The organism is Streptomyces sp. NPDC059828, from assembly GCF_042731955.1.
In the GTDB taxonomy this organism is placed as follows: Bacteria; Actinomycetota; Actinomycetes; order Streptomycetales; family Streptomycetaceae; genus Streptomyces.
Genome location: NZ_JBHWIW010000062.1, coordinates 1 through 11,555, shown reverse-complemented (window position 1 = coordinate 11,555; position 11,555 = coordinate 1). Strand labels below are relative to the sequence as shown.

General features: G+C 71.1%; 9 protein-coding genes. 4 read left to right on the top strand and 5 right to left on the bottom strand.

Features of this window, described 5'->3' with window-relative positions; genetic code table 11:
* Nucleotides 1-37: 37 nt before the first annotated feature.
* Both ACFV6V_RS28195 and ACFV6V_RS28190 read right to left on the bottom strand, forming a co-directional pair.
* On the bottom strand, nt 38-1,228 hold the full coding sequence (locus ACFV6V_RS28195; RefSeq protein WP_385570461.1) for a lipid-transfer protein: 1,191 nt from the start codon (nt 1,226-1,228) through the stop codon (nt 38-40).
* Complete coding sequence (locus ACFV6V_RS28190; protein WP_385570414.1) at nt 1,225-1,701, bottom strand: Zn-ribbon domain-containing OB-fold protein; 477 nt, start codon at nt 1,699-1,701, stop codon at nt 1,225-1,227. The genes ACFV6V_RS28195 and ACFV6V_RS28190 overlap by 4 nt, the downstream gene beginning before the upstream one ends.
* A gap of 133 nt (nt 1,702-1,834) precedes the next feature.
* On the opposite strand from ACFV6V_RS28190, the gene ACFV6V_RS28185 reads away from it, so the two are divergent.
* A complete protein-coding gene (locus tag ACFV6V_RS28185) occupies nt 1,835-2,659 on the top strand; it encodes a M15 family metallopeptidase (protein WP_385570411.1) in 825 nt (274 codons plus the stop codon).
* A 56-nt stretch (nt 2,660-2,715) separates the two neighbouring features.
* Nucleotides 2,716-3,255 carry an NUDIX domain-containing protein gene (locus ACFV6V_RS28180; protein WP_385570459.1) on the top strand — a complete coding sequence of 180 codons (540 nt, stop codon included), beginning with the start codon at nt 2,716-2,718 and terminating at the stop codon, nt 3,253-3,255.
* Here ACFV6V_RS28180 and ACFV6V_RS28175 read toward each other — a convergent pair.
* Nucleotides 3,246-5,609: a TIM-barrel domain-containing protein gene (locus tag ACFV6V_RS28175; protein ID WP_385570409.1), complete on the bottom strand. Its 2,364-nt coding sequence runs from the start codon at nt 5,607-5,609 to the stop codon at nt 3,246-3,248. The two genes, ACFV6V_RS28180 and ACFV6V_RS28175, sit on opposite strands and share 10 nt — an antisense overlap.
* Before the next feature lie 256 nt (nt 5,610-5,865).
* On the opposite strand from ACFV6V_RS28175, the gene ACFV6V_RS28170 reads away from it, so the two are divergent.
* Together ACFV6V_RS28170 and ACFV6V_RS28165 are read left to right on the top strand one after the other, a co-directional pair.
* Nucleotides 5,866-7,845 carry an acetoacetate--CoA ligase gene (locus ACFV6V_RS28170; RefSeq protein ID WP_385570408.1) on the top strand — a complete coding sequence of 660 codons (1,980 nt, stop codon included), beginning with the start codon at nt 5,866-5,868 and terminating at the stop codon, nt 7,843-7,845.
* 95 nt (nt 7,846-7,940) lie between these two features.
* Nucleotides 7,941-8,885, top strand: coding sequence for a hypothetical protein (locus ACFV6V_RS28165; RefSeq protein ID WP_385570405.1), 945 nt, complete (start codon nt 7,941-7,943; stop codon nt 8,883-8,885).
* Nucleotides 8,886-8,980: 95 nt separating this feature from the next.
* On the opposite strand, the gene ptsP is transcribed toward ACFV6V_RS28165, so the two are convergent.
* Together ptsP and ACFV6V_RS28155 are read right to left on the bottom strand one after the other, a co-directional pair.
* Nucleotides 8,981-10,651 carry a phosphoenolpyruvate--protein phosphotransferase gene (gene ptsP, locus ACFV6V_RS28160; protein ID WP_385570403.1) on the bottom strand — a complete coding sequence of 557 codons (1,671 nt, stop codon included), beginning with the start codon at nt 10,649-10,651 and terminating at the stop codon, nt 8,981-8,983.
* 1 nt (nt 10,652) lies between these two features.
* Nucleotides 10,653-11,102: a PTS glucose transporter subunit IIA gene (locus ACFV6V_RS28155; RefSeq protein ID WP_385570401.1), complete on the bottom strand. Its 450-nt coding sequence runs from the start codon at nt 11,100-11,102 to the stop codon at nt 10,653-10,655.
* Nucleotides 11,103-11,555 lie beyond the last annotated feature (453 nt).

Here is an 11,555-nt window from a genome sequence, read left to right as displayed (position 1 = left end):
GGGGTCCTGCACGTGCTGACGGCCGGGTCGCGGAGGGTCAGCGTACGGCGACCACCGCCGAACCGTGCCCGAACAGCCCTTGGTTCGCGGTGATCCCGGCCCGCGCCCTGGCCACCTGCCGGTCGCCCGCCTCACCCCGCAACTGCCAGGTCAGCTCGCAGACCTGGGCGATCGCCTGGGCGGGCACCGCCTCGCCGAAGGACGCGAGGCCCCCGCTCGGGTTCACCGGTACGCGCCCACCGATGGCCGTGGCACCCTCCCGCACCAGCTTTGCGCCCTCTCCGGCCGCGCACAGCCCGAGGTCCTCGTACCACTCCAGTTCTAGCGCGGTCGACAGGTCGTACACCTCGGCGAGCGACAGGTCGTCGGGTCCGATCCCCGCCTCGTCGTACGCGGCGCGGGCGATCGAGGCGCGAAAGCCCAGCGCGGGCGGGTCGGCCGCCACCGCCGAGTCGGTGGCGATGTCGGGCAGGTCGAGTACGGTCCTGGGGTACACGGGCGTCACGGTCGAGACGGCGCGGATCCGCACCGGATCGGCGACCCCGTGCCGACGGGCGAAGTCGAGGCTCGACAGAACGAGCGCCGCTCCTCCGTCGGAAGTGGCGCAGATGTCCAGCAGCCGCAGCGGATCGGCGACGACGGCCGACGCCGCGACCTCCTCCGCGCTCACCGCCGCCCGGTAGCGGGCCAGCGGATTGAGCGCTCCCGCCGCCGCGTTCTTCACTTTGACCTGCGCGAAGTCCTCCGGCGTGTCGCCGTACAACGCCATGCGGCGGCGGGCGAACAACGCGAAGTACGCCGGATTCGTGGCTCCCAGCACCCTGAAGCGCAGCCAGTCCGGATCATCCGGCCGGTCTCCGCCGGCCGGGGCGAAGAACCCCTTGGGGGCGGAGTCGGCCCCCACGACCAGTGCCACGTCAGCGAGCCCCGCCAGGATCTGGGCCCGGGCCGTGCCGATGGCCTGGGCACCGGAAGCGCAGGCGGCGTACACACTGGTCACCCGGGCTCCCTGCCAGCCCAGTGCCCGGGCGAACGTGGCTCCCGCGACATAGCCCGGGTAGCCGCCCCGCACGGTGTCCGCCCCGACCACCGACTGGATCTGCCGCCAGTCCAGGCCCGCGTCCGCCAGGGCGGCCCGGGCCGCGACGCTCCCGTACTCGACGAAGCCGCGGCCCCATTTGCCCCACGGGTGCATACCGGCCCCGAGGACCGCGATGTCGGCCGTCACCGCGCATCCACCGGGCGCCACCACCAGGTCGTCCATACGGTCCGCTCGTCCTCGTTCAGGATCCCGGGCACCACTTCGACCGCCATCCCCACAGCCAGATCCGCGACCGTCACCCCGGGTGCCGCCTGGCCGAGTACGACCATGCGTTCCGCCTCGAGTTCGACCGCGACGAGTGTGTACGGCCGCCACTCCACGGCCGGATCGGATACATACGGCGCGGGCGGTCGGTAGCGCCCGTCCGTGAAGGACCAGACCCGGCCGCTCTTGGAGAGGGGCACCTCCACCAGTTCGCCGCCCCGGCAGCCCGGATTGCGGCACGCGGTGTCCTCGCGGGGGAAGAACACCGAAGAGCAGGCCGCGCATCGGGTGCCCAGCAGCCGGAACGAGCGTTCGTCGTCCTCGCCGGCCGTGTCGCGGCCGTCGCCGACGCCGGTGAACCATCCGGACACCACCGGTGTACGTGTGCGTGCCAAGGCAGGCTCCTCCCTGTGGACGTCCCGTTCCTGTTTACTTTCTGATGGGGCGTCAGAAGTCTGTCATGGAACGCCGTCCGCGGACAGGGCCCGGATCCTGGTCCGGAGCCGCCGTTCCTGATAGACGGTGCGCATGAAAGGACCTGCCCCCACCCTGCTCCCTGCCCTCGCGCCCACCGCGGCAGCCCTGCTCACCCTTGCCGCCGCGCCCCCGCCGGAAGCCCCTGAATCCCGAGCACCCCGGGCGTTCGCCGCGCTGGGCATGGTCGATCCGACGATCATCCAGGAGCTGCGCTACACGACGGCGCACAACTTCATCGGCGAACCCGTCGACGGCTACCGGCAGCCCCTGTGCATCCTGACCCGCCCCGCCGCCGATGCGCTGCGCACCGCCCAACGCCGACTGCTTCGCCGCGGCTACTCCCTCAAGGTCTACGACTGCTACCGGCCCCAACGCGCCGTCGACCACTTCGTACGGTGGGCCGAAGATCTCACCGACGAACGGATGAAGCGGGAGTTCTATCCCCGCGTCGACAAGTCGCGGCTGTTCGAGGACGGATACATCGCGGGGAAGTCCGGGCACAGCCGCGGCAGCACGGTTGACCTCACCCTTGTGAAGCTGCCCGCGAGGAAGACCCGCCCCTACGCCCCCGGCGAGAAGCTGACGCCGTGCTACGCACCCCGCAGCGCACGCTTCCCCGACAACTCCCTCGACATGGGCACCGGATTCGACTGCTTCGACACCCTGTCGCACACCGACGACCCGCGTGTCCAGGGCAGCCGGCGCGCCCACCGGCTGCTCCTCAAGGAAACCCTGGCCGAAGCGGGATTCGTCAATCTGCCCGAGGAGTGGTGGCACTTCACCTTCAGACCCGAACAGTTCCCGGACACCTATTATGACTTCCCCGTGTCATGGAGCTCCCTGATCGGCCTGAAGACCCCGACTCGCCGGCCGTGACGCCCGCCCCGCGTTACAGTCCGCAGGTGACCGAGTCCCGTGAGCACCAGGCCCCCATGTCCCGCACCGCGCACGGCAGCGCGGTCGCCCCCGTGCGGGACTCCCACTGCTCGAGCTGTGGTGCCCGCTACCCGCAGGGCACCACCACATGGCCCCGCACCTGCGCCCGCTGCGGTGACGTCGTCTACCGCAACCCTCTTCCCGTGGCGGTCGCCCTCCTCCCGGCGACCACGGCACACGGAACCGGGCTCGTCGTCATCACCCGGACCATCGAACCCCGCTGCGGAGAGATCGCCCTGCCGGGCGGCTTCATCGACCACGGCGAGGAATGGCAGCACGCCGTCGTCCGCGAACTCCGCGAAGAGACCGGCATCGAAGCCGACGGCCGGCAGGTCCGGCTGGCCGACGCGCTCAGCTCGCCAGGTGGCCATCTGCTCCTGTTCGGGCTGCTCCCCGAGCGCCCTGCGGACCGGCTCCCGAGCTCGGCCCCGACGGACGAGACCGAGGGCTGGCACCTGCTGCACAAGCCCACCGAACTCGCGTTCCCGCTGCACACGCTGGCCGTGCGCCGCTGGTTCGCCGGCGCCTACTCGTAGGTGGGGAGCCCACCCCTCAGCCGCACCGGCCGGCCCGCACTCACCGCACCCTGCGCCGTCACCCGCTCCACCACTACCCGGTCACCGGCCAGCCGCGAGGTGTACCGCTCGACCTCGGGCCGCCCCGACACTCCGGCACAGTCCCCGACCACCAGCCCCCCACCGGTACGCCCGGCCACCGGAGCCCACACCTCCAGCTCGACGCCGCCGTCCTCACCCCGCACCGGAACCACCGCACCCGCCCGCGCCAGCACCGGAATCCGCGACAGCGGCGCGTCCAGCAGCACCTGACCCGGCCCTTCGTGCGCCTGCCCGGTCACCGTGTCGTACCACATCCCGCGCGGCAGCCGCACCGCTCGCCGGTCGGCACCCCGCTCCAGCACCGGCGCGACCAGCAGCGCGTCGCCCAGCAGAAACGCGTCCCCGCAGTCCCGCAGGGCGCGATCACGCGGGGCGTTCCACCACAGGGGCCGTACGTACGGCGCACCGGTCAGTCGGGCCACCTGCGCCAGGGTGACGAAGTACGGGTGAAGCCGCTCCCGTTCGAGCAGCGCCGCCCGTGCATGCCCGAGCACCTCGGGGCCGAACTCCCAGGGTTCCCTGCGGCCCGCGTCGATCGCCGCATGCGTACGGAACAACGGCAGATACGCACCGAGCTGAAACCAGCGCAGGTACAGCTCTGGTGACGGGCTGCCGTCGAAACCGCCCACGTCAGGACCCGAATACGGCACCCCGCACAGTCCCAGCCCGATGACCAGCGAGAGCGAGGCGCGCAGCCCCGGCCAGCCCGTCGACACATCCCCGGACCACGTCCCGCCGTACCGCTGCATTCCCGCCCAGCCGGAGCGGGAGAACAGGAAGGGCCGCTCAGCGGGCCTCAGCCGCCGCAGCCCCTCGTACCCCGCCCGCGCCATCGCGAGCCCGTACACGTTGTGGGCCTCGCGGTGGTCGCCACCATGCCCCTCCAGCGAGTGTCTGGCGGACCGGGGCAGTGTCATATCACCGAAGGGTGTGAACGACACGGGCTCGTTCATGTCGTGCCACACCCCCGCGAAGCCCTGCGCCAGACGCTCCTCGTAGAGCCCGCCCCACCACTCGCGTACCCCCGGATCCGTGAAGTCCGGATACACGCACTCACCCGGCCACACCACACCCCGAACCCGCCGGCCCCGGGCGTCCCGCACGAACGCGTCGGCCGCCGACCCGGTCTCGTACACCGCGCTCCCGGGCTCCGCCTTCACCGCCGGATCGACGATCGACACCAGCCGCACCCCGTCCTCGGCCAGGTCCCCCGCAAGACCCGGCAGATCAGGGAAGCGCTCCTTGTCGACGGTGAAGACCCGATGGCCGTCGTAGTGGTCGATGTCGAGGTGCAGCGCGGACAGCGGAAGCCCCCGCTCCCGGTAGCCCGCCACTACCCGGCGCACCTCCCGCTCACTGCCGAAACCCCAGCGCGCGTGCTGCGGGCCGAGCGCCCACGACGGAGGAAGCGCGGGCGCGCCCGTGAGCGCCGTCCAAGTACGCAGCAGACGCGCCGGCGTGCCCACCACCACCCAGCAGCGCAGCGGACCGCCGCTCACCCGTACCTCCACCGTGCCCGGCCGGTCGTGCCCGGAGCCCGCTCCCTCCTCACCCTCGCGCAGCGCCACGCGGCCGTCCCAGGTGTTGTCGTAGAACGCCAGATGCGCGCCCGCGTCCGCGACGACCAGTTGCACCGGCATCGTGATGTACAGCGGATCGTCACCGGGACCGAAACTGCCCCGCGGGTCCGTGTTCCACAGCCGGTAGGTGCCGTCCCGCAGCCGCGGCCCCGACGAGCGTCCGCCCAGTCCGAAGTACCGCGCGTCCGCGCACACCTCGGCACGCTGCAACCAGCGCGCAGGCCCCCCGTCCACCGGCTCCCACCAGCGCGGCGGCAGATCCCTGCGCAGCACCACTCCACCCGGGGTGCGCACCTCGACGGCCCCGTGGCGCGTCACCGCCACGGTCACCCGCTGCGACACCACCCGCCAGCCGCCATCCATGTCGGGCTCCAGCTCCGCGCGCGGATCGGCCTCCGGCGGGGGACCGGCCAACGCGTACGACGGCTCCGGCTCCGCACCGTCCCAGCCCCAGAACACACTGCCGCCCACCGCCACCCGCACCCGCAGCCGGGAGCGCGCGAACCGTACGACCCCGCCTCCCGGCAGCGGCTCCGCACCGACGACCATGCCCGGCACCCGCGCCCGCTCGGCACCCCGCGGCGGCAGACCCCACGCGTCCGTACGCCTGCGGCGCCACGCCGAACGAACCGCCCGCAGGCCCTGCACCGTGCCGAACACCTTCACCGAGCGCACCAGCTCACGACCGTCCATGCCGCTCACCCTGCCATCCACCAGGGCATTGGCGAGGATGGTTCAACTCCCGTTCACCCGCGGCGGGAGCACTGCGGAAGCGCACCACGACCCCGCTCGGCACGGCCCGGCCATGGGCGGGGAGCCCTGGTGCGGAAGACGATCACATGGCATCGTCCTGTCAGCATCAGCCGCGTCGCGCGCACACCCATGCCCGTGCGCGGGACACACGCCCACCACGCGTACAGCGAGAGACACAGCCGCCGGGAGCCGCCCCATGACCGCAAGCCCTGCCCCGCTCTGGCAGCCCGACGCCGACCGCGTCGCCGCCGCCCGGATCACCCGGTTCCAGGCCTGGGCCGCGGAGCGGTACGGAGCCCCGGCCGAAGGCGGCTACGCGGCACTGCACCGCTGGTCCGTCGACGCACTGGAGACCTTCTGGCAGGCGGTGGCCGACTGGTTCGACGTACGGTTCTCCACCCCGTACGAGCAGGTCCTCGGGGACCGCGCCATGCCCGGCGCGCAGTGGTTCACGGGCGCCACCCTCAACTACGCCGAGCACGCGCTGCGCGCCGCCGAAGATCCCGCCCGCGCCCAGGAACCGGCCCTGATCCACGTGGACGAGACCCACGAGGCGACACCGGTCAGCTGGTCCGAGCTCCGCCGCCAGGTCGGGGCGCTCGCCGCGGAACTGCGCGCCCTCGGCGTGCGGCCCGGCGACCGCGTCAGCGGCTACCTGCCCAACATCCCGGAGGCGGTGACCGCACTGCTCGCCGCCGCCGCCGTCGGCGCGGTCTGGACCTCCTGCGCCCCCGACTTCGGCGCCCGCAGCGTCCTCGACCGCTTTCAGCAGGTCGAGCCGGTCGTCCTGTTCACGGTGGACGGCTACCGCTACGGCGGCAAGGAACACGACCGCCGCGACACCGTCGCCGAACTGCGCCGAGAGCTCCCCACCCTGCGCGCCGTCGTCCACATCCCCCTGCTCGGCACCGCCGCCCCCGAAGGCGCCCTCTCCTGGGCGGACCTGATCTCCCCGGACGCTGAATCCGCCGAACCGGTCTTCGAGCAGGTGCCGTTCGACCACCCGCTCTGGGTCCTCTACTCCTCCGGCACCACCGGCCTCCCCAAGGCCATCGTCCAGTCCCAGGGCGGCATCCTCCTCGAACACTTCAAACAGCTCGGCCTGCACTGCGACCTCGGCCCCGAGGACCGCTTCTTCTGGTACACGTCGACCGGCTGGATGATGTGGAACTTCCTCGTCTCCGGCCTGCTCACCGGTACCACCGTCATCCTGTACGACGGCAGCCCCGGCTACCCCGGGACCGGCGCCCAGTGGGCCATCGCGGAACGCACCGGCGCCACCCTCTTCGGCACATCCGCCGCCTACGTGATGGCCTGCCGCAAGGCCGGAGTGCACCCCGGCCGCGATCACGACCTCTCCCACGTGAAGTGCGTCGCCACCACCGGCTCCCCGCTGCCCCCCGACGGCTTCCGCTGGCTCCACGACGAGGTGCGCGAAGACCTGTGGATCGCCTCCGTCAGCGGCGGCACCGACGTGTGCAGCTGCTTCGCAGGCGCCGTACCCACCCTGCCCGTCCACATCGGCGAACTCCAGGCAGCCTGCCTCGGCACCGACCTCCAGGCCTGGGACCCGCAGGGCAAGCCCCTGACCGGCGAGGTCGGCGAACTCGTCGTCACCAACCCCATGCCCTCCATGCCGATCCACTTCTGGAACGACCCGGACGGCAGCCGCTACCGCGACAGCTACTTCGAGATGTTCCCCGGCGTCTGGCGGCACGGCGACTGGATCACCATCACCGACCACGGCTCGGTGGTCATCCACGGCCGTTCCGACTCCACCCTCAACCGCCAGGGCGTCCGTATGGGCTCCTCCGACATCTACGAAGCCGTCGAACGGCTCCCAGAGATCCGCGAGTCCCTCGTCATCGGCCTCGAAGAGCCGAACGGCGGCTACTGGATGCCGCTCTTCGTCCACCTCGCCCCCGGCGCCGCCCTCGACGACGACCTGCGTGAACGGGTCAAGCGCACCATCCGGGAACAGCTCTCCCCACGCCACGTCCCCGACGACATCATCGAGGTCCCCGCCATCCCGCACACCCTCACCGGCAAGCGGATCGAAGTCCCGGTCAAGCGCCTGCTCCAGGGCACGCCCCTGGCCAAGGCGGTCAACCCCGGCTCGGTGGACGACATCGAACTGCTGCGGTTCTACGAGGAGCTTGCCCGCACACGCGGCTGACCACCGGTTTCGCCCCACCCCGCCCTGTTTGTCAGTGCTCGCAGTTACGGTGAGTGAGCACTGATCAACAGGGCTCACGGGGACCAGGGGGAACCATGACCAGCACCGGACACCACAAGGCACCGAAACGCCGCAATGGCCACACCAACAGGCGGCGCCCACCACGGCAGTCACCGCGGCGCGCCCTGCGTCGGGACGTACCGGCCACCGTCGGCGTGCTCGTCGACGAGCGGGACTTCACCGCCATGCGGTGCTACCGCAGCTTCACCTTCTCCGACCATCCCGGCTATCTGCACCAGGTCGAAGCCCTCCTCAGAGCACTCTCCCGGCAAGGCGGCCACACCTCCGTCGCGCTGTTCGACCCGGAGGACTTCGCCCACTACTGCACCGAGATCGGACTCGACCCGGACAGCTCCGCCAGCCGCAGCCGGTACACGGCGGAGATCGCCGCCGCAGGACCCACCGTGGCCTACACGGGCCAGCCCATCGACCACCTCGTGCCACTGCTCGTCAGCCGCTCGGTCCGGCAGGCCACCTGGGACTACGCGAGCTCCCTGCTCAACGACCTGGGCACCTGCGCCGACTGCGGAGAGGACATCGGGCGCGCCGCCTTCGACCGGGCCTCGGAGCTCCTGCTGAGACTCATCGAGTGCGCAGGCCCGGGGGCGCACCATCTCGTGTGCAGTGTGCCCGTCAACGGCGAACAGCTCCTGGCCGCCCTGGACGCCGTGAACGGCAGCGGGAGCACAGCCACACTCGACTCATCCGAAGGCGCGGAGTTCGTGGCCGTGCTAGCAGCGGGCCTCGCACTCGAAGGCCCTGGCGGAGTGGTGTTGCGGACCTGCACCGACGACGCCCCCGACCAGCTCAGGGGCTGGCGCCTCCAGAACGGACGGATGCTCCCGCTGACCGAGGGCGAGGTGTTCACCGCCTATTGCACGGACGCCGATACCGGCGAGCCCATCGGTCCGGACCCGGGTGCCGAATACCGCGCGGGATTCGATCTCGGCGATCCACCCCGCCCCAGCCCGCACGCCTGAGAGAAGAAGGTCCGGACTGTACGAAGGCGCGCAGAACGGCGTCAGGGGCTTCCCGCCATGACGGGAAGCCCCTGGACACCAGCGAAGAAGCCAGGCTACTCGCCGGAGAGCACTCCCTGGGCCGCCGCCCGAGCCTCATCGGCACCGTCAGCGGCACGGGCGGCCGCTGCCGCACGCTCACACTGCGCCAGCGTGTACTTCGCCAGCGCCGCACGCACGTAGGGGATCGACGCCGCACCCATCGACAGGGAGGTGACACCGAGACCGGTCAGCGCACAGGCCAGCAGTGGATCCGCCGCCGCCTCGCCACACACACCGCAGCCCTTGCCCTCAGCCCGGGCCGCCTCCGCCGCCACCGCGACCAGGTCGAGCAGTGCGGGCTGCCACGGATCCTGCAGCCGTGACACCGCACCCACCTGACGATCCGCGGCGAAGGTGTACTGCGCCAGATCGTTGGTGCCCAGAGACAGGAACTCCACTTCCTGAAGCACCGACCTCGCCCGCAAGGCAGCCGAGGGGACCTCCACCATCACGCCGAATTTCGCCTTCAGCCCAGCCTCACGGCACGCCTGGGCGAACGCCCTTGCGTCACTGCGGTCCGCCACCATCGGAGCCATCACCTCCAGGTACACCGGCAGGCCCTCGGCGGCCTTCGACAGGGCCGTCAGCTGGGTCCGCAGCACTTCCGGATGATCAAGCAACGCACGCAGCCCGCGCACCCCAAGCGCCGGATTCGGCTCGTCGGACGGCGTCAGGAAGTCGAGCGGCTTGTCCGCGCCGGCATCCAGCACCCGCACGACCACCCGCCGCTCCGGGAACGCCTCCAGCACCTGCCGGTACACCTCGACCTGTTTCGCCTCGGACGGCGCTCGGGAGCTGTCTTCCAGGAACAGGAACTCCGTACGGAACAGCCCGATCCCCTCGGCCCCGGCCGCGACAGCCGCAGGTACATCGACGGGTCCGCCGATATTGGCGAGCAGCGGCACCTTGTGTCCGTCGGATGTCGCACCCGGCCCCGACACCGCCTCCATCGCCGTCCTGCGCTCCGCCGCCATCCGCGCCAGCTCCGCGCGCTCCTCGCCATCGGGCTCCACGAACACCTCGCCCGTACTGCCGTCGACCGCGATGACCGTCTCCTCGCCCAGCTCGCAGGCCCCCGGCAGCGCCACCACGGCCGGCACCCCCAGAGCCCGCGCCAGAATCGCACTGTGGCTCGTCGGGCCGCCTTCCTCGGTGACGAACCCCAGCACCAGGCCCGGGTCGAGCAGCGCCGTGTCGGCCGGCGCGAGATCCCGGGCGATCAGCACATACGGCTCGTCGCTGTCCGGCACACCCGGCATGGGCACACCCAGCAGCCGCGCCACGATGCGGTTGCGCACGTCATCGAGATCCGCCACCCGACCCGCCAGATACTCGCCTGCCCCCGCCAGGAGTGCCCGGTAGGAGGCGAACGCGTCGTACACCGCGCGCTCGGCCGTGCTCCCGACCGCGATCCGCCGCTCCACGTCGGCCATCAGCTCCGGATCCTGAGCCATCAGGGCCTGCGCCTCGAGCACATGCTGGGCCTCGCCGCCGGCAAGATGACCCCGCGCGTTGAGATCGGCCGCCACCGCGTCGACGGCCTGACGGGCACGACCCTGCTCCCGCTTGGCGTCCCCTGCCGGGATCTGCTTGGCCGGCGGCTCCAGCACGGCCGTCCCCATGTGCCGTACCTGCCCGATCGCCACCCCATGGCTCACACCGAGGCCCCGCAGCGTTGTCTTCATGTCAGCTCCAGCTGAACAACTCGTCGCCGATCTTCACATCCCCATCCTCGCGGAGACCGGCCAGCGATCCGGCAGCGCCCTCGAGCGCGACCACCGGACAGATGGGTGACTTCCCGGCCTCTTCGACGGCTCGGGGGTTCCAGCGGACGATCGCCTGGCCGCGGGTCACCGTGTCGCCCTTGTTGATGAGGAGCTCGAAGCCCGCGCCATTGAGCTGCACGGTGTCGATGCCGAGATGGATGAGGACTCCGTGTCCCTCAGGGTCCACGACGACGAAGGCGTGCGGGTGGAGGGAGACGACGACGCCGTCCACGGGGGACACGGCCTCCGAGAGCTCACGTGGGGGATCGATCGCCGTTCCGGGACCGACCATCGCTCCCGAGAACACCGGATCGGGCACTGCGGCAAGTCCGATCGCGCGACCGGGCAGCGGCGACGTCACGACTGTCATGGGGAGCCTCCCGAACTGGACGGCGTGCTGTTCAGAGCGTATGCCACCGGAACTTCAGGTTCCGCCTGAGCGCCCGCAGTTGACGGACACCGGCACCCGCCAGGGACGATTTGCCTCACCCGCGGACGACATGTACTGTCGTAGATCTGCCTGGCCGCGAGCGCCACTGCGACGCGTAGGTCGGCAGCACCTCATCAAGCTTGATCTTCTTATCTCATCAAAACCGCGGCTCTGTCCTGTGCACACTCATGTGCGCATGAATGCGAGCGAAGTGGGGTTGGTCAGAGGGCAGAGAAAAGACTGGTAGGGTTTGAACGCCGGAAAGGGAATTCGCGAAAGCGGAGGAACGGCCCGGAAACCCGCTCCAGCGGGTGGCGGAAACGGAAATCGGATCTGCTAAGCTGGAAACACGAAGGGAAGCGCCCGGAGGAAAGCCCGAGAGGGTGAGTACGA